This is a genomic window from Homoserinibacter sp. YIM 151385 (assembly GCF_027912415.1).
Lineage (GTDB): Bacteria > Actinomycetota > Actinomycetes > Actinomycetales > Microbacteriaceae > Schumannella.
On record NZ_CP115175.1, the window covers coordinates 1,470,631 to 1,488,112 of the forward strand.

18 protein-coding genes are annotated in these 17,482 nt (G+C 74.1%); 6 read left to right on the forward strand and 12 right to left on the reverse strand.

Annotated elements, in window-relative coordinates; genetic code table 11:
- Positions 1 to 9 precede the first annotated feature (9 nt).
- Both OF852_RS07170 and OF852_RS07175 read left to right on the forward strand, forming a co-directional pair.
- Positions 10 to 1,383 carry an aspartate aminotransferase family protein gene (locus tag OF852_RS07170; protein WP_271118492.1) on the forward strand — a complete coding sequence of 458 codons (1,374 nt, stop codon included), beginning with the start codon at positions 10 to 12 and terminating at the stop codon, positions 1,381 to 1,383.
- Between the two features lie 17 nt (positions 1,384 to 1,400).
- Entirely contained in the window at positions 1,401 to 3,092 is a 1,692-nt protein-coding gene (locus tag OF852_RS07175; RefSeq protein WP_271118493.1) for an amidohydrolase, read from the forward strand.
- Here the strand turns inward: OF852_RS07175 and pdxR are convergent.
- Both pdxR and OF852_RS07185 read right to left on the reverse strand, forming a co-directional pair.
- On the reverse strand, positions 3,070 to 4,623 hold the full coding sequence (gene pdxR / locus OF852_RS07180) for a MocR-like pyridoxine biosynthesis transcription factor PdxR (RefSeq protein ID WP_271118494.1): 1,554 nt from the start codon (positions 4,621 to 4,623) through the stop codon (positions 3,070 to 3,072). The two genes, OF852_RS07175 and pdxR, sit on opposite strands and share 23 nt — an antisense overlap.
- A gap of 100 nt (positions 4,624 to 4,723) precedes the next feature.
- The gene (locus OF852_RS07185; protein ID WP_271118495.1) at positions 4,724 to 5,455 is read right to left on the reverse strand and encodes a sulfite exporter TauE/SafE family protein; all 732 of its coding nucleotides are present in this window, start codon (positions 5,453 to 5,455) and stop codon (positions 4,724 to 4,726) included.
- Between the two features lie 252 nt (positions 5,456 to 5,707).
- On the opposite strand from OF852_RS07185, the gene OF852_RS07190 reads away from it, so the two are divergent.
- Positions 5,708 to 6,451, forward strand: coding sequence for an SDR family NAD(P)-dependent oxidoreductase (locus OF852_RS07190; protein ID WP_271118496.1), 744 nt, complete (start codon positions 5,708 to 5,710; stop codon positions 6,449 to 6,451).
- A 52-nt stretch (positions 6,452 to 6,503) separates the two neighbouring features.
- Here OF852_RS07190 and OF852_RS07195 read toward each other — a convergent pair whose 3' ends face one another.
- Genes OF852_RS07195 through OF852_RS07215 form a run of 5 tightly spaced genes read right to left on the reverse strand, consistent with a single transcriptional unit; the run spans position 6,504 to position 9,328 of the window.
- Positions 6,504 to 7,331, reverse strand: a complete 828-nt coding sequence (locus OF852_RS07195) for an MBL fold metallo-hydrolase (RefSeq protein ID WP_271118497.1) — start codon at positions 7,329 to 7,331, stop codon at positions 6,504 to 6,506.
- 60 nt (positions 7,332 to 7,391) lie between these two features.
- A complete protein-coding gene (locus tag OF852_RS07200; RefSeq protein ID WP_271118498.1) occupies positions 7,392 to 7,859 on the reverse strand; it encodes a GNAT family N-acetyltransferase in 468 nt (155 codons plus the stop codon).
- A 4-nt stretch (positions 7,860 to 7,863) separates the two neighbouring features.
- Positions 7,864 to 8,205, reverse strand: coding sequence for a YciI family protein (locus tag OF852_RS07205; protein ID WP_271118499.1), 342 nt, complete (start codon positions 8,203 to 8,205; stop codon positions 7,864 to 7,866).
- Between the two features lie 23 nt (positions 8,206 to 8,228).
- On the reverse strand, positions 8,229 to 9,170 hold the full coding sequence (locus OF852_RS07210) for a hypothetical protein (RefSeq protein WP_271118500.1): 942 nt from the start codon (positions 9,168 to 9,170) through the stop codon (positions 8,229 to 8,231).
- On the reverse strand, positions 9,167 to 9,328 hold the full coding sequence (locus OF852_RS07215; RefSeq protein WP_271118501.1) for a hypothetical protein: 162 nt from the start codon (positions 9,326 to 9,328) through the stop codon (positions 9,167 to 9,169). Before OF852_RS07215 ends, OF852_RS07210 begins: the two co-directional genes overlap by 4 nt.
- Before the next feature lie 91 nt (positions 9,329 to 9,419).
- Between OF852_RS07215 and OF852_RS07220 the strand changes: the two genes are divergently transcribed.
- Entirely contained in the window at positions 9,420 to 10,007 is a 588-nt protein-coding gene (locus OF852_RS07220; RefSeq protein ID WP_271118502.1) for a TetR/AcrR family transcriptional regulator, read from the forward strand.
- A gap of 164 nt (positions 10,008 to 10,171) precedes the next feature.
- Here the strand turns inward: OF852_RS07220 and OF852_RS07225 are convergent, their stop codons facing one another.
- The 5 genes from OF852_RS07225 to OF852_RS07245 all read right to left on the reverse strand — a co-directional run bounded on the left by OF852_RS07225 (position 10,172) and on the right by OF852_RS07245 (position 15,055).
- Positions 10,172 to 10,780 carry a flavodoxin family protein gene (locus OF852_RS07225; RefSeq protein WP_271118503.1) on the reverse strand — a complete coding sequence of 203 codons (609 nt, stop codon included), beginning with the start codon at positions 10,778 to 10,780 and terminating at the stop codon, positions 10,172 to 10,174.
- 289 nt (positions 10,781 to 11,069) lie between these two features.
- Positions 11,070 to 12,155 carry a VIT1/CCC1 transporter family protein gene (locus tag OF852_RS07230; RefSeq protein WP_271118504.1) on the reverse strand — a complete coding sequence of 362 codons (1,086 nt, stop codon included), beginning with the start codon at positions 12,153 to 12,155 and terminating at the stop codon, positions 11,070 to 11,072.
- A 19-nt stretch (positions 12,156 to 12,174) separates the two neighbouring features.
- Entirely contained in the window at positions 12,175 to 13,107 is a 933-nt protein-coding gene (locus OF852_RS07235; protein ID WP_271118505.1) for an aldose 1-epimerase family protein, read from the reverse strand.
- Positions 13,104 to 14,093, reverse strand: a complete 990-nt coding sequence (locus OF852_RS07240; RefSeq protein WP_271118506.1) for an aldose 1-epimerase family protein — start codon at positions 14,091 to 14,093, stop codon at positions 13,104 to 13,106. Before OF852_RS07240 ends, OF852_RS07235 begins: the two co-directional genes overlap by 4 nt.
- 155 nt (positions 14,094 to 14,248) lie before the next feature.
- Positions 14,249 to 15,055 (reverse strand): DeoR/GlpR family DNA-binding transcription regulator, encoded by an 807-nt coding sequence (locus OF852_RS07245; RefSeq protein ID WP_271118507.1) that lies wholly within the window; start codon positions 15,053 to 15,055, stop codon positions 14,249 to 14,251.
- Between the two features lie 84 nt (positions 15,056 to 15,139).
- Between OF852_RS07245 and galT the strand changes: the two genes are divergently transcribed.
- Both galT and galK read left to right on the forward strand, forming a co-directional pair.
- Positions 15,140 to 16,294 carry a galactose-1-phosphate uridylyltransferase gene (galT, locus tag OF852_RS07250; protein WP_271118508.1) on the forward strand — a complete coding sequence of 385 codons (1,155 nt, stop codon included), beginning with the start codon at positions 15,140 to 15,142 and terminating at the stop codon, positions 16,292 to 16,294.
- Positions 16,291 to 17,451, forward strand: coding sequence for a galactokinase (gene galK, locus OF852_RS07255; protein ID WP_442908604.1), 1,161 nt, complete (start codon positions 16,291 to 16,293; stop codon positions 17,449 to 17,451). The genes galT and galK overlap by 4 nt, the downstream gene beginning before the upstream one ends.
- The last annotated feature ends 31 nt before the right edge of the window (positions 17,452 to 17,482 follow it).

Here is a 17,482-nt window from a genome sequence, read left to right on the forward strand (position 1 = left end):
GCTCCGAACGTGCCCGCACCTGAAGACCCCGCCGCGAAGCGGACCTACGACCTCGACCGCCGTCACGTGTTCCACTCGTGGTCGGCCCAGGCCGCACTCGACCCCATGGTCGTCACGCGCGCCGAGGGCACGCACGTGTGGGACGGCGACGGCACGAGGTATCTCGACTTCACGTCGCAGCTGATCTACACCAACGTCGGACATCAGCACCCCGTGCTCGTGCAGGCGATCAAGGACCAGGCCGACGTGCTGTGCACGATCGCGCCCGCGATCGCCAACGACCGCCGTTCCGAGGCGGCGCGCCTCATCGCCGAGATCGCGCCAGAAGGCCTCGACCGGGTGTTCTTCACGAACGGCGGCGCCGATGCGAACGAGAACGCCGTGCGCATGGCGCGCCTGCACACCGGCCGGCGGAAGGTGCTCGCCGCGTACCGCTCGTACCACGGCAACACCGACATCGCGATCAACCTCACGGGCGACCCGCGGCGCTGGCCGAACGACTACGCGGCGGCCGGCGTCGTGCACTTCCATGCGCCGTTCCTGTATCGCACGCAGTTCCACGCCACGACCGAGGCCGAGGAGTGCGAGCGTGCGCTCGAGCACCTCGAGACGCTCATCCTGCTCGAGGGCCCCGAGACCATCGCGGCCATCATCCTCGAGGGCGTTCCCGGCACGGCGGGCGTCATGCCGCCGCCCGCCGGCTACCTCGCGGGTGTGCGCGCGCTGTGCGACCGGTTCGGCATCGTCATGATCGCCGATGAGGTCATGTCGGGCTTCGGGCGCACCGGGGCCTGGTTCGCGGTGCAGCACTGGGACGTCGTGCCCGACCTCATCACCTTCGCCAAGGGCGTGAACTCGGGCTATGTGCCGCTCGGCGGGGTGCTCATCCACGATTCGATCGCGGCCACGTTCGACACGCGCGTCTTCCCGGGCGGGCTCACCTACTCGGGGCATCCGCTCGCGTGCGCGGCGGCGGCCGCCGCGATCGGCGTCATGCGCGACGAGGGCATGATCGAGCGCGCGGCCGACGTCGGCGGACGGCTGTTCGGGCCGGGGCTCGCGGCGATCGCCGAACGCCACGCGAGCGTCGGCGAGGTGCGCGGTCTCGGCGCGATGTGGGCGGTCGAGCTCGTCGTCGACCGGCAGACGCGCGAGCCGCTCGCGCCCTACGGCGGATCGAGCGAGGCGCTCGCGAAGACCGTGGCGGAGGCCAAGCGACTCGGCCTGCTCGTGTTCACGAACTTCAACCGCATCCACCTCGCACCGCCGCTGAACACCTCGGACGCCGAGATCGCCGAGGCGCTCGAGATCCTCGACCGTGCGCTCGACGTCGCGGACACCTACACGAGCGCAGCTGCGGCCGTCGGCGCGACCGCGGCCTGAACACCGGGGAGCCGACCATGACCAGCACCGGACCCATCACGGTCTATCGCGCGAAGCGCGTCGTGACGCTCGATCCGGCGAGACCCGTCGCCGAGGCGGTCGCCGTGCGCGGCGACCGCATCCTCGCGGCGGGCTCGCTCGACGAGCTGGCGTACTTCGACGGCACGCGCATCGACGACCGGTACGCCGACGACGTGGTGTTCCCCGGGTTCGTCGAGGCGCACGCGCACGCCATGAGCGGCGCGCTGTGGCGATCGGTGTACGTCGGCTTCCACGACCGGCGCGACCTGTCGGGCCGGGTCTGGCCCGGCTGCCGAAGCATCGACGACGTCATCGCGCGGCTCAGCGAGGCCGATGCGCGGATGTCGGCGGCGGGCGACGCGGCGACGGCGCCCGACGCGCTGCTGTTCGGCTGGGGGCTCGACCCCGCGTTCTTCCCCGGGGAGCGGCTCGCCGCCAAGCACCTCGACCTCGCGTCGGCCACGAGACCGATCTTCGTGCTCCACGGCAACGCGCACGTGGCATCCGTCAACTCGGCCATGATGCGCCGGCACGCGATCGACCGCTCGGTGAGCGTCGAGGGCGTCGAGCGCGACGCGCTCGGCGAGCCGAACGGCGAGCTGCGCGAGATCCCCGCGATGTCGCTGGCCTCGTCGGGCTTCTCGCGCGTGCTCGACGACCTCGACGTGCCGACCCTGCGCGAGTCGGCGGTCGAGGCGGTCAACGCGGGCACGACGACGATGGTCGACCTCGCGTCCTCGGTCATGATGACCGACGCGGGCATCGACATCTACCGGACCGCGGTCGAGTCCGACGAGCACCCGGTGCGGCTCGCGCCGTTCCACTTCGGGGTGACGCCCACGCCCGGCATGTCGCTCGACCAGGTGGTCGAACGGCTGCAGCTGCTCTCGGCCGAGTCGACCGCGAAGCTGCGGCTGCGCGGCTACGTGAAGCTCATGCTCGACGGGTCGATCCAGAGCCACACCGCGCGCCTGCAGGAGCCCGGGTACCTGAACCATGCCGAGAACGGCATGTGGACCATGAGCCCGGAGTACTTCGAGGAGGCGTTCACCGCATACCATCGCGCCGGCATGCTCATGCACGTGCACTGCAACGGCGACGAGGCCACCGAGCTCATGCTCGACACCGTCGAGCGGGTCCTCACGAGGCACCCCCGCCCCGACCACCGGCACACCGTCACGCACTCGCAGCTGTCGACCGCCGCGCAGTACCGGCGCATGGCCGCGCTCGGCCTGTGCGCGAACATCCTGCCCGGTCACATGCGGTTCTGGGGCGAGATCCACCGCACCTACTCGGTCGGTCCCGACCGGGCGGCGCGCATGAACGCCGCGGCGACCGCGCTGCGCGAGGGCGTGCCGATCTCCCTGCACTCGGACACGCCCGTCACCCCGCTCGACCCGCTCGCGACCGTGTCCTACGCGGCCGAGCGGCGCACGTGGGCCGACCAGCCCATCGGGCCGGGCGAGTCGATCACGATCGAACAGGGCCTGCGCGCCGTGACCATCGGCGCGGCCCACATGCTCAAGATGGACGCCGAGGTCGGCTCGATCGAGGGCGGCAAGCGCGCCGACTTCGCGATCCTCGACCGCGACCCGACCGAGGTCGTCGAGCCCGCCGAGCTGCGCGACATCGCGGTGCGCGGCACGATGCTCGGCGGACGGGCGTTCAGCGCGGCGAGCGGCGCGTGATCGCCTCCTTCGCGACATCGCCGACGGCCCGCCCGAGCGCGCGCAGCCCCGCGGGGATCGCCTCGAGCGAGATCGCGGAGAACCCGACGCGCAACGCCGAGTCGGGTGCCGTCGGACCGAGATAGTACGGTGCGCCGGAGTCGACGAGCACCCCGTACCGGCTCGCAGCACGGCTCACGCGCCCGGCGTCGAAGCCGTCGGGCCCCTGCGCCCAGATGCTGAGCCCCCCGGCGGGCGGCGCCGGCAGCTCCCAGCCGAGCGTCTCGGGCAGCAGCTCGGAGATGAGCTCCCACTTGCGCTTGAGATGGTTGCGGTGCCTGCGCAGCGCGCGGTGGTACTCGCCCGAGTCGATGAAGATGCCGAGCGCACGCTGCATATGACCTGCCGGATGCTTGGTCGAGTACCGGCGGCGTTCGCGCAGCGCCTCGATCAGGGCGGGATCGGCGACCACGAAGCCCATCCGAAGCCCCGGGGCGACGAACTTCGAGAACGTGCCGATGTAGATGACCCGGCCGTCGCGGTCGAGGGCCTTGAGCGCGGGCGTCGGCCGGCCGCGGAAGCGCACCTCGCTGTCGTAGTCGTCCTCGATCACGATGGTGTCCTGTCCGCGGGCCGACTCGAGCAGCGCGCGACGGCGCGCGAGGCTGAGCGTCACGTTCGTCGGGTGGTGATGACTCGGGGTCACGTACACGATGTCGTGCGGCGTCTCGACCGGCACCTGCGCGCCCATCCGGTCGACCGCGATCGGGTGCAGCGATGCGCCGGACCTCGCGAAGATGTGGGCGGCGTCGCGGAACCCCGGATCCTCGAGCGCGACGATCGTGGTCGTGTCCATGAGCGCGTCGGCGATGAGCGCGAGCGCCTGCTGCGCGCCGTTCGTCACGAGGATCTCGGATGGCTCGGCCGAGACCCCTCGGGTCGGCAGGATCTCGCGGCTGATCACGTCGACGAGGAGCGGATCGTCGCGGTCGACCGAGTCCTGGATGGACTGCGTGATGTGCGGCCCGGCGGTCGCCTCCGAGAGCGCGCGGAGCCAGGCGCGCACGGGGAACTGCGTGGGCTCGGGCTGGCCCGCGAGGAACGGGTACGGGAACGAGGTCCAGTCGGCGAAGGACGCGGCGTGCGGCAGGTTGGTCGGCACGGGCACGAGCCGTGCACGCCAGTCGACGGTCGAGCGCGTGCCCGGCTGCGCGGGATCCGTCGCCGGCAGCGCGTGCTGACCCGCGCCGTTCCGGCCGGGGACCGGATACAGCCCGCTCCGCGGGCGCGACTCGATCACCGCCATCGCGATGAGCTCCTGGTAGGCGAGGCTGACGGTGTTGCGCGAGACGCCGAGCGCACCGGCGAGATAGCGCGACGAGGGCAGCGGCCTGCCGGCTCTCAGGTCGCCTGACGAGATGGATGCCTCGATGAACCGCCGCAGCTGGCGGTACAGCGGCTCGGACGAGCTCGCGTCGATGAACGTGGACGCCGCGCGATCCCAGTCGGGTTCGGCGAGCCGGCGGGGCTCGGCGGGCGCATGATCGGTCATGCCGAGCTCACCTCCGGTGCGGGTCGGGTGCGGTGCGGTCCGCGGCTCAAGCTACCCGCGCGAGATTTCGCCGCGGTTTCGCGACGTGACGTGACCACGCTCATGACCACAGCCCCCAGCCGCCCCGCACGAGCAGGGACGCGCCGGCGATCGCGCTCAGCACGAGCGAGACCGCGCGGACGGCGGCGACGGGCAGCAGGCGCAGCAGCGGCTGCGAGAGCGCGATCCCCGCGACGGATCCCGCGCAGAGCGCGAGCGTGTGGCTCGCAGCGGGCCAGTCGCCGACCCCGGCGACGAGGATCGGGGCGAGCGTGGCGAGGCACAGCAGCAGGAAGAACGCGGACAGGTTGCCGCGGAGCCTCGCCGTGTCGTCCGTGCGGTAGGTCATGGCCATGGGCGGCCCGGGCGTGGCCGCGATCGAGCCGAACAGTCCGGCGAACCCGCCCGCGATCGAGAGTGAGAGCGCGCTCAGGGGGATCCGTGCGCCGGTCACCACGACCGCGACCGTCACGAGCACGATGATGCCGACGGCGAGCATGCCGATCGCCGGTGTCACGACGAGGGCGAGGACCGAGCCGAGCGCGATCCCGGGTGCGAGCCCGATGAGGGCCGGGCCGAGGTCGCGCAGACGCAGCGCCGCGCGATACTGCACCGTGCAGATGAGCATGGCGACCGCGGTCGCGAGCAGCACCGGCCCGGGGATCGTCGACGGTTCGACGAGGGCGAGCACGGGGGTCGCGATCAGGTTGTAGCCGGATCCCGTGGCGGCGTGCACGATCGCGCCGGCCGCCGCAGCCGCCGCGAGCACGATGATCACGATCGTCTCGTCCACGTACGCCCTCCTCGATTCGAGGCTCGCAGCCGAGTCGTCGCACGGGCAGACCCAGAGACGAAGGCAACGGCAGGACCAGTCGTCACGCGATCGCAACATGTAACGGCTGGTGCTCCGAACGCGCCGCGAACTGGCCCTTGGGTGGGCGCTCGCAGCCGTGACAGCGTGGTCCGGGCCCGCAGCACGGGCCGTCGTCGCCCCGCGCCCGCGGGTCATCCGGCCCGCGCCCGCGGGCCGCCGGAAGGAGCCCGCATGAACGTCCCGCCCACCTCGCCGATCGCCGTCGTGACCGGCGCGAGCAGCGGCATCGGGGAGGCGACGGCGCGTCAGCTCGCGGCCGCCGGATTCCACGTCGTCGTCGGAGCACGGCGGCTCGACCGGCTCGAGCGGATCGCCGCGGAGATCGGCGGGACGGCACTCGAGCTCGACGTCACCGACCCGGAATCGGTCGCGGCGTTCTCCGCCGCGGTCCCGCGCGTCGAGGTGCTCGTCAACAATGCGGGCGGCGCGCTCGGCGTCGAGCCGGTCGCCGAGTCGGAGCTCGAGACCTGGCGCTGGATGTACGAGGTCAACGTGCTCGGCACGCTCAGCGTGACCAAGACGCTCCTGCCCGCGCTGATCGCGTCGGGCAACGGCCGGGTCGTGAACATCGGCTCGATCGCGGCGCGCGAGCCGTATCGCGGCGGCGCCGGCTACAACGCCGCGAAGCACGCGGTGAGCGCGCTCACGCGGGTGCTGCGCATCGAGATGATGGGCGAGCCCGTGCGCGTGACGCAGATCGACCCCGGCATGGCCGAGACCGAGTTCAGCGTCATCCGCTTTTCAGGGGATGCGGCACGTGCCGCGTCGGTCTACGACGGCATGGTGCCGCTGACCGCGGAGGACGTCGCCGAGGCGATCGTGTTCGCGGTGACCCGGCCGCCGCATGTGAACATCGACACGATGCTCATCATGCCCACCGACCAGGTCGCCGCGCAGGTCATCCACCGACGCTGAGCGCGCACCGTGCAGGGCCGAGCTCGTCGGCGTCGCCACCCCCGAGTGATCGCTATCGGCGCGCCGCCACCGCCGCCGCATTCCCCTCGTGCACGTCCGCGACCCACTCCCACCCCGGCTTGGGCGCGTCCACCCGCGGATCGGCGATCGCCAGCCCGTCGCGCAGCGCCTCGATGTATGCGCGGTCGAGGGCGATGCGCGCGCGGAGCTCCGCCGCATCCCCGGGTGAGCCGTGGCCGGGGACGAACGCGGTGACCTCAGCCGACGCCGCCGCCTGCTCGAGCAGGTCGAGCCCCGCGAGATAGTCGCCGAGCGGGTCGGCGGCGTCGCCGCGGAGACTCGGCATCGGCACGAGCACGTCGGAGACCAGGTCGCCCGCCACCAGCACGCCGCGCCCCGCGACCAGGAGCGCCGCGTGGCCCGGCGCGTGCCCGTCGTGCTGGAGCACCCCCGCGCGCGGCCCCGCCCACGGCACCGAGTCGGCACCCGCCGGCAGCGGCTCGAGCAGCCCGAACAGCTCCGTCGGCACCTCGCCCGCGATCTCCGGCGGCAGGCTCTCCTCGAATTCGGCGAGCCAGTCGGGCCGGGCGCGGAGCGACCGCAGCGCCTCCACCGCACGCGCCGTGCCGTACCTCGGCGCGGGGCCGAGCCCCGCATCCCAGAGGGCGTGATCCCAGTCGGGATGCGTCGCGAAGCCCGCCACGACCGGGAGGCCGGCCTCCCCGAGACCGCGGAGGTCGCCCGCGAGGCAGGCGACCTCGGCACGGGTCAGGCCGGGATCGACGAGCAGCACCCCCTCGTCGCCCTCGACGACGGTCGTGTTCGTCTCGATGCATTCGCTCGCGTGCACGTGCACGCCCTCCGCGACCTTCCGCAGCATCCCGCCGCTCCCTCCTCCGCGTGCGTCAGTGCACGCAGAACTCGTCGACCGCGATGCGGGTCATGCGCCCGTCCGGAGGTCGTACGTCACCCACGGCGTCGGCGCCGCGACCGAGTCGTAGAGCGCACGCGCGCGGGTGTTGTCCTCGGCGGTGATCCAGCGGACCAGCGGACGGCCCGCCTCGGCGGCATCCTGCGCGAGGCGCGTGATGAGCGCCCGGGCGGCGCCCGCGCCCCGGTGGTCGGGATCGACGTAGAGGTCGTCGAGGTAGGTGCCGACGACGCCGGCCGAGGGTCGCGGGAAGGCGCGGTGGTGGGCGAAGCCGATGACGCGCGTCGCGCCGCCCGCATCCGCGACGGCGACCAGGCCCTCGACCGCGCTGGCCGGGTCCCGCAGCCAGGACCACACGCGATCCACGACCTCCTCGTCCGGCTCGAGCCGATAGAAGTCGCGGTAGGCGCGGAACAGCTCCCGCCAGCGCGGCTCGTCTCCCGCCTCGACGGCACGGATCTCGATGCTCGCGGTCACGGTCTCAGCGCTCCGGGTCCGGCATGAACTCGCGCAGCTCCTGCTCGCAGCGGCAGGCGGCCGCGATGCGCGCCGCCCACTCGACGGCCGCCTCTCGCGAAGGCAGGTCGAGGATCGCGTAGCCGCCCTCGATCCGCGCCGTCTGCGGGTACGTGCCCTCCCGGACGCCGCCCGCGGCATCCACCCGGACCGGCGCGACCGACTCCTCGATCCCGCCGCCGAACACGTACACGCCGGCCGCCTTCGCGTCGCGCATCACCGCGTGCGCGTCGTCGGCCGCCTGCCGGAGGTCGACGCCCTCGAGGTCCATCTCGCCGCTCGGGAACGAGATCAGGTAGTAGGTCATGGTGCGGCTCCCTTCCGCCGTCATCATCCTCCTCCGCCCCCGAGTTCCGCGAGCGCCTCCGTCTCGCTCACGAGGCCGGCCATCGAGCCGACCCGGGCGGCATCGCGCTCGACGACCCGCCGCACCGCGAGCGCGGCGAGCCGCCCGGTCGCCGCCGACTGCCCCTCACCGCGGGCCTCGCGGAGCTCGCCGGTGCGCCGATTCAGCGCGGCGACGCGCCAGGCCGAGCCGCCGAGGTGCGGCGCCCGGCGCACGACCGCGGCGCCGACCGCGCCCGGCAGGTGGGCCGCGACTCCGAGCGCCGCGGTCGAGACACGGCTGTCGAGCGCGAGCCAGCTGCGGATGCGGAGCCCGCTCGCGTGACCGAGCAGCAGCTGGTCGGGGAAGTCGGCGCGCAGATGGATGCGGCGGCCGCGCCCGTCGGGCATGCGGCGGCGGCGCACGAGGTTCCGGAGCGTCCCGCCTTCGACCGGATCGTGGATCGCCGCGCCGAGCAGACCGGCAGTCCACTCGACCGCGGCCGGGCCGTGCCGTTCACCCGAGCCGAGCATGACGGCCACGTCGATCTCGTCGCCCTGACGCGCATCGAGCGCCGCCGCGAGGATCGTGCTCAGCCCGGGGGCGATGCCCGCACCGAGGACGACCCGGGCGTCGGGCGGCACCGCCTCGGCGAGGGCATCGAGGTAGGCGGCGGTCGCCGAGATGTCGACGAGGGCGGCCTGGTCGGCGACCGCACCGATCCGCGCGTCCTCGACACCGGAGGCGTTGAGGACCGCGGCGTATTCGCCGGATGCGGCCGCGGCGTGCAGACGACGACGCCCCTCCGGCGCGCCGAGGTCGATGCGGAGCCGCTCGTCCGCCGCAGTCCGGCTCCCCTCCGCGACCTCCCATGCGACTGCTCGAAGTGCCGTGACGGCAGCACGTCCGACCGCGCCGCGCGCGCCGAGGACGAGCGCGCGGCTCATCGGAGGCACCGCTCTGCGGCACGCGCGGACCGCTGCACGACCCGAGCGGCGACCCGCGGGGGCGTCCGGATCGTCACGAGCGGGGCGACCGGCACGACGAGCGTGCGGATCGCGAGCCAGGTCGCGAGGAGGCGGGCGGCGAGCGGCACCGGCGGCATCGAGAACTCCAAACGTTCGGTTGGACCTCGATGCTAGGCCGCGCCGTCCTGAACCGCAAACGGATGTTTGGAATCGCCTAGGCTGGCCGGCATGGCATGGGACACCGAGGCGACGAGGCGCAAGCTCCTCGCGGCGGGCGCGCGCCAGTTCGCCGCCCACGGCCTCGCGGGCGCGCGCATCGACGCGATCGGCCGGGACGCCGGCGTCAACAAGGAGCGCATCTACCGCTACTTCGGCGACAAGGAGCGGTTCTTCGGCGCGGTCCTTGCCGAGGAGCTGCGCGGCATCCTCGACGGCATCCATCTCGAGGGTGAGGGCCCCGTGGCTCTCGCCGGCTTCGCGCGGGAGCTCCTCGCCCGCTGCGCCCGGCACCCCGAGCTCGGCCGCCTGCTCGGCTGGGAGAGCCTCGAACTCGATCGGCCGGCCGCTGCGGAGACGCGCCGCGAGATCTGCGCGGACGTCGCCGGCCGCATCCGCGCATCCCTGCCGGGCATCTCGCGCGAGACCGCCGAGCAGCTGCTCCTCTCGACGATCGTGCTCGCGACGGGCGTCGACTCGCTGGTCCGCATCGCCGACACCGTGCTCGGCTCGCCTGCGCAGCACGAGGCGAGGGCCGCCGAGGTCGTCGTGCACGTCGAGGCGCTCGCGGCGAGCGCGCAGGCGGCCGCGAACCGGTAGGCGATGCCGCGGCGCGCACTGCGGCGGACATCCGCCCCGATCCGGCTCGGATCCGGGCAGATCGGCCCGAATGTCCGCGCGACAGCACGGCGCGGGTCAGGGAGCCCGCGCGAGTACGCCCCGAGGCCAGGGGGCCCAGGGTCCCAGACGGGCGGGGGATGCGGTCAGCCCGCGGGGTACGGCGCCTGGCGCAGGATCCCCGCGAGGTGGGCGGCGTTCGCGGCGGCCGTCCTCGTCGTGCCGGCGGTCGCCTCGGGGGTGCCGTCGAGATCCTGGTAGTCGCGCGAGCCCATCGCCTCGTCGTTCCAGTAGGTGCAGCCCTGCGCGGGGATCGAGTAGCCGACGTCGTCGAGCGCCTGGAAGACGTCGGCGACGATCTTGTGCGCGCCGTCCTCGTTGCCGACGACGCCGACGATCGCGACCTTGCCGAAGAGGCCGGGACGCCCCTCCTCGTCCGTCTCGGAGAGCTCGGCGTCGAGCCGCTCGAGCACCCGTGCGGCGACGCTCGTCGGGTGCCCCATCCAGGTCGGGGTCGTGAGCACGAGGATGTCGGCGGCGCGCACCCGGTCCCGGATCTCGGGCCAGGCATCCCCCTCGCCCATGTCGTCCTCGACGCCGGGCTTCACGTCGTGGTCGACGACGCGGATCGCCTCCCCGGTCACGCCGTGACCCCGGAGCTCGGCGAGGAGCTGGGTGGCGAGGAGCTCGCTCGAGGAGCGCTCCGGCGAGGGCTTCAGCGTGCAGACGAGGGCGACGGCGGTGAGATCGGTCATGCGGTCATGCTCCTCGCGCAGCCCCGGCGCGCCGCTCGCTCCCACCCTGCGGAGACCGGCCTCCCAGCCCGCACGGAGGGACCCCCGTGTCCCCCGTTGTCTGTGCGTAAGCATGAAGTCTTGAAGCCGTCTCAACTCAGGCGTACCGTGGATCCCGGATCAGGACGTCGTCTCAGCGTTTCGGGTCGCTGGAGCGACACCTGGATTTCCCGGCGCGGCCCCCTGGCCCCGGATCAGGGTAAGGGGCTCTCAGGGGGCCGCGCCCCTATCTCCCCGCCCGCGTGCGCGCCTACGCGATCGTCGTGCCGAACAGCAGCCCGAGCAGGTACGTCGCCCCGGCCGCCCCCAGCCCGATCCCGAGCTGGCGCAGCGCCCGCCGCAACGGCGAGGCACCCGAGAGCAGGCCGACGATCGCCCCCGTGCCGAGCAGCGCGACGCCGACGAGGGATGCCGCGATCACCACGGCGGCCACGCCGGACGCGCCCAGCAGGTACGGCAGCACGGGGATGAGCGCGCCCGAGGCGAAGAAGCAGAAGCTCGACAGCGCCGCACCCCACGCCGAGCCGAGCGCCTCGTGCGGGTCGACGCCGGAGGCCTCCACGTCGTCCGAGTCGAGGTGCAGGGTCGCGAGGACGCGCGCCGCGTGCTCGGCCGCCGCCGCCTCGCCCATGCCGCGCGCCCGGTAGACGAGCGCGAGCTCGTTCGCGTCGACGTCGAGGTGCGGCAGCGCCGACTGCGCCTCCGGGTCGGGGCGCGACGCGTCGAGCAGCTCGCGCTGGGAGCGCACCGAGACGTACTCCCCCGCGCCCATCGAGAGGGCGCCCGCGAGGAGGCCGGCGATGCCGGTGAAGAGGACGGTCTGCGGCGAGACGCCGGTGGCGCCGATGCCGAGCACGAGCGCGAGGTTCGAGACGAGTCCGTCGTTCGCACCGAAGACGGCCGCGCGGAAGGTGCCCGAGAGCCGCTCGCGACCCCGCGCCGCGAGCCCGCGCACCACCTCCCCGTGGATCGCCTCGTCGGCCGCCATCGTCTCCGTCGCGTCCTCGTCCCGCTCGTAGGGCGAGCGCGCCTCGGCCCGCTGCGCGAGCGCGAGCACGAAGACCGAGCCGAAGCCGCGGGCGAGGAGGGTGAGGATGCGGGTCCGCAGCGCGACGGGCCGAGGCCGCCCCACGCGGTCGCCGAGCAGCGCGAGCCAGTGCGCCTCGTGGCGCCCCTCCGCCTCGGCGAGCGCGAGCAGGATCTGCCGCTCCTCGCCGCTGCGGCGCTCCGCGAGCTCGCGGTAGACGGCGGCCTCGGCGCGCTCGTCGGCGAGGTACTGCCGCCAGCGGCGGAGCTGCCGCGGGGTCGCGGTCGGCGCGGGCCGCTCGGAGGTCACGCCCCCATTCTGCCGTGCCTCAGCGTGCGGGCGTGAAGCGCAGACCCCAGGAGCCCGACCAGGCCTCGCCCTCCTCCAGCCACACGAGGCCCTCGCCGGAGTTGAGCGCGTCGGGCGGGGCGGTCATCGGCTCGACCGCGACCGCCCAGCCGACCCGGCCGCCCGCATCCGCCTTCGGGAAGTCGCGGCCCGGCATCCCCGGCACCGCGGTGAAGACCTGGACATAGCGCCAGTCGGCGTCCTGGAGGAGCTCGAGGCTCGCGCCGTCGGGGGCGTCGAGCCGCGCGCTCGCGCCGTCGACGTGCGCGACACCCCGGTAGGCGGTGTCGAGCACGAGGTCGCCGATGCGCGGTCCGTGCCGGAGATCCTCGGGCGCCCCGTCGACGGGGGCCGTGCCGGTCGGGTCGAGGACCTCGTCGACCAGGTAGTGCTCGTCGGCATGGACGGTCAGCCGCAGCTCCTCGACGGGGATGTCGCCGATGCGGAGGTACGGGTGCGTGCCGACCGCCCAGGGCGCGCGGCCGCGGCCGACATTGCGGACGCCGTGCTCGACGCGGAGGCCGTCGGGGCGGAGCTCGTAGCGGACCGTCGTCGCGAGCGAGAACGGCCAGCCGTGCTGCGGCGGGATGAGCGCGCCGAGCACGACATGCGACTCGCCGCGCTCGAGGATCGCGTACTCCTCGTGGCGGAGGAGGCCGTGGAGCGCGCCGCCGCGAGCCGGCTCCGAGATGTCGAGCTGCTGCACCGCGCCGTCGAGCTCCCAGCGGCCCGCGCGCACGCGGTTCGGCCAGGGCGCGAGCACCATGCCGGAGCAGAGCGCGGGCGGCTCGCCCTCCGCGATCGGCTCGGTGAGGTGGATGCCGCCGATGCGGAGCCCCGCGAGGACGGCCGCGACCGTCCCGATGACGGCCTCGGCATCCCCGAGACGCAGCTCGATCCGCTCGCCGATCATCGTGCGGCCCCCTCCTCGTCGGCGCCGGCGGCGCCGGTCGTCTCGGCGGCCGGCAGGTGCCGGATCCCCCAGCTGGTCTCGTGCTCGGCGCCCGGCTCGATCCAGACGAGCCCCTCCCCCGAGTTGAGGGCGTCGGGGGCCGCGCTCATCGGCTCGAGCGCGATCGCGAGCCGCGGCCCGCCGCCCGCCTCGTCGGGCCAGCCGCGGAAGGTGTACGCCTGCAGCCACGACATGCCGGGCCCCTGCCAGAGCACCGTCGCCGAGCCGTCCGGGGCGGTGAGGCGCGCGACCTCGGTGCGCGCCGCATCCCCGTCGAGCTCGACCCGGTAGGCGGTGTTGAGCTCGAGCTGGGATGCCGGATGCGGCTCGCGCAGGTCGAGCGCCGTGCCCTCGACCGGGACCTCGCGCACGGGCAGCAGCCGCTCGTCGAGCTCGAGCGCGCTGCCGCCGCGGATCGCGACCGAGAGCTGCTCGCTCGGCGTCTCGCCGACGCGGAGGTACGGATGCGCGCCCACCGCCCAGGGCGCGGGCTCGGCGCCGAGGTTGCGGGCGCGGTGCGTGACCCGGATGCCGTCGGGCTCGATCGCGTAGACGACCCGCGTCTCGAGGGCGAAGGGCCAGCCCTGCTGCGGCGCGATGAGGGCGCCGAGCTCGAGCTCGCCGGGCCGCTGCGCGAGGAGGCGGTAGGGGGTGTTGCGGAGGAGGCCGTGGGAGGCGCAGCCCGACTTCGGCTCGGTGACCGCGAGGCGGAGCTCCTCGCCCGCGTGCGTCCAGCGCGCATCCCGCACGCGGTTCGGCCAGGGCGCGAGCACGATGCCGCAGCCGCCCGGCGGGAGCGCGTCGCGCGGCACCGTCTCGGTGATGCGGACGCCGCCGACGCGTGCCTCGCGGAGCACCGCCCCGACGCTCCCCACCTCGATGCGCACGTGCCCGTCGTCGAGGACGTGCTGGTCGCCGCTGACCGCAATCGGTTCCGTTCCCGTCACGCGCGCCACTCTAGCCGCGCCCGGCGCCCCCTCCCCTCCGCCCCATCGCCAGAGACATGTCTGCCGTGCGGTGGACGGCCGCGGCGCACCGTCCCTCGCGCCGCAGACGTGTCTCTCGGGAGTCGGGAGTCGGGAGTCGGGAGGCGGGCGCCGGGTCAGGCGGCGAGGATGCGAGTGCCGGCGGCGGCGGCCGCGGCGAGCACGGCCTCGTGGTGCTCGCCCGGCGGGCCCGCCGTCACGAGGGTCGCGAAGTCGGCGAGCTCGCCGATGCGGCCGAGATGCGTCGCGCCGAACTTCGAGGCGTCCGCGACGAGCACGCCAGCCCCCGCCGAGGCGAGCATGGCCCGCTTCACCTCCGCCTCGGGCAGGTTCACGTTCGTGACGCGACCGCGCGCATCCACCCCGTTGCCGCCGATGATCGCGAGGTCGACGTGCAGCCCCTCGAGCACCGTCAGCGCGACCGGGCTCACGAGCGAGTGCTGGAGCGGCCGCAGCGTGCCGCCGGTCACGACGACCGTCAGCCGCGGGATCGCCGGCTCGAGCGCGAGCGCCGTCGACAGGCCGTTCGTGACCACCGTCACCTCCGAGAGCTCGCCGCGCTGCGCCCGGTCGACGAGCGCGTGTGCCACGGCGAGCGGGGTGGAGCCGACGTCGAGCAGGATGCTGCTCCCGGATTCGACGAGCCCCGCGGCCCGGCGCCCGATCGCGCGCTTGAGGGCGGCATCCCGCTCCGCCGAGCGCTCGACGCTCGACTCGCGCTCGCCCGGTGAGAGCGGCATGGCGCCGCCGTGCACCCGGCGGACGCGCCCCTCGCCCTCGAGCGCGGCGAGGTCGGCGCGCACCGTCACCGCACTCACCGCGAGCTCGAGCGCGGCGTCGGCGACGCGGAGGAAGCCGAGCTCGGCGACGAGGCGCGCGAGGCGTTCGCGTCGGAGCTCGGCGGGCATCGGCTCGACCGGCATCGGCACTCCCCTCGGGTCCTAGGGTCTCCGGCGCTTTCGCACTTCTTCGCAAACGAAAGCAACGGTTTCGTTATCGTAACAGCCATGACGACCGGAATCGCGGTGCGGGCGACGACCCTCGCCGACGGGCGCGAGCTGCTCTACTTCGACGACGCCGACACGACCCTCGGCCCCGAGCGCGCCGTCGACGCGCGCACCCTCGACGCCCGGCCCGCCACGGCGACCATGCGCCAGGACGTCCTCACCGGGGACTGGGTCTCCATCGCGGCGGCCCGCCAGCACCGCGTCAACCTGCCGCCCGCCGAGCTCGACCCGCTCGCCCCGCAGACGCCCGCGAACCCGAGCGAGGTGCCGAGCCGCTACGACGTCGCCGTCTTCGAGAACCGCTCGCCGAGCTTCGGTCCGGCGCTCGCGGGCGACGGCGCGCGCGGCGACGCCCCCCTCGCCGACGACGCCCCCCGCGGCCTCGACGACCTCGCCGAGTTCGGCTTCGGCCGCCGCCGCACCTCCGTCGGCCGCTGCGAGGTCGTGTGCTTCAGCCCCGATCACGCCGGGTCCTTCGGCACCCAGACCACGAGCCGCGCCCGCACCGTCATCGAGGCGTGGGCCCACCGCACCGAGGCGCTCTCGGCGCTCCCCGGCATCCAGCAGGTCTTCCCCTTCGAGAACCGCGGCGAGGCCATCGGCGTCACCCTCCACCACCCGCACGGCCAGATCTACGCCTACCCGTACATCACGCCGCGCACGCAGCGGCTGCTCGAGCGGATCGAGGCCTCCGGGCTCGGCGCCGCCTTCTTCGACCGGCTCCTCGAGCACGAGCTCTCGGACGAGCGCGTCGTGCTGCGCGGCGCGCACTTCACCGCCTACGTGCCGTACGCGGCGCGCTGGCCGCTCGAGGTCCACCTCCTCCCTCACCGCCACGTGCCGGACGTCGCCGCACTCGACGACGCCGAGCGCGACGAGCTCGCCCCGCTCTACCTCCGCGTCCTGCGCGGTCTCGACGCGCTCTACGACACCCCCACCCCGTACATCGCGGCCTGGCACCAGGCGCCCGTGCACGCGGCGCGGGATCGGGTCCGGCTGAGCCTCCAGCTCACGAGCCCCCGTCGGGGAGCGGACCGCCTCAAGTACCTGGCAGGATCGGAGGCGGCCATGGGCGCCTGGATCGGCGACGTCCCGCCGGAGCAGCAGGCGGCATCCATCCGGGAGGCCATCGAGCGCGTGGGAGAGATCCGGTGAACGACATCCGCGACGACGTGGCGGCCGCCTTCGAGCAGTGGACCGGCCGCGCCCCCGACGGGATCTGGTCGGCGCCCGGCCGCGTCAACCTCATCGGCGAGCACACCGACTACAACGAGGGCTTCGTGCTGCCCTTCGCGATCGACCGCCGCACCGTCGTCGCGCTCGGGATGCGGGACGACGCCGTCATCCGGGTCGCCTCGACCTTCGCCGACGAGGTCGCCGAGATCCCCCTCGCCGAGCTCAGCGCGGAGGCCGTGAGCGGCTGGGCCGCGTACCCGCTCGGCGTCGCGTGGGCGCTCGGCCGGCACGGCGCCGACCTCGCGGCGGTCCCGGGCGTCGACCTGTTCATCGACTCGGACGTGCCCGTCGGCGCCGGCCTGTCGTCCTCCGCCGCGATCGAGTCGGCGGTCGCCGTCGCGCTCGACGAGGTGTGGCGGCTCGGGCTGACGCGCCAGCAGCTCGCGCAGGTCGGTCGGCTCGCCGAGAACGAGGCCGTCGGCGCGCCCACCGGCATCATGGACCAGTCCGCCTCCCTCCTCGGCCGCGCGGACGCGGCGGTCTTCCTCGACTGCCGAACGCTCGACACCGAGATCGTGGCGCTCGGGCTGGCGGATGCGGGCCTCGCCATCGCGGTCATCGACACCGGCGTCACCCACGCCCACGCGACCGGCGGCTACCGCGAGCGCCGCGCCTCCTGCGAAGCCGGCGCCGCCGCGCTCGGGGTCGCCTCGCTCCGCGACCTCGGGGTCGACGATCTCGACCGCGCGCGGACGGAGCTCGACGACATCACCTACCGGCGCGTCAAGCACATCGTGACGGAGAACCAGCGCGTGCTCGACACCGTGGCGACGCTGCAGGCCGACGGCCCGACCGCGATCGGCGAGCTGCTCGACGCCTCCCACCGCTCCATGCGCGACGACTTCGAGATCAGCGTCCCCGAGCTCGACCTCGCGGTCGAGACCGCGCTGCAGGCCGGGGCCCTCGGCGCGCGGATGACGGGCGGCGGCTTCGGGGGCGCGGCGATCGCGCTCGTGCCGCTCGAGGCGGTGTCGATGCTCCAGGTCTCGATCGACGGGGCCTTCGCCGAGCACGGCTACGGGATCCCCGACGTGTTCCTGGTGCGGCCCGCGGACGGGGCGGGCCGCGACCGGTAGCTCGACATTCAGAACGTGTTCTGAATAGACT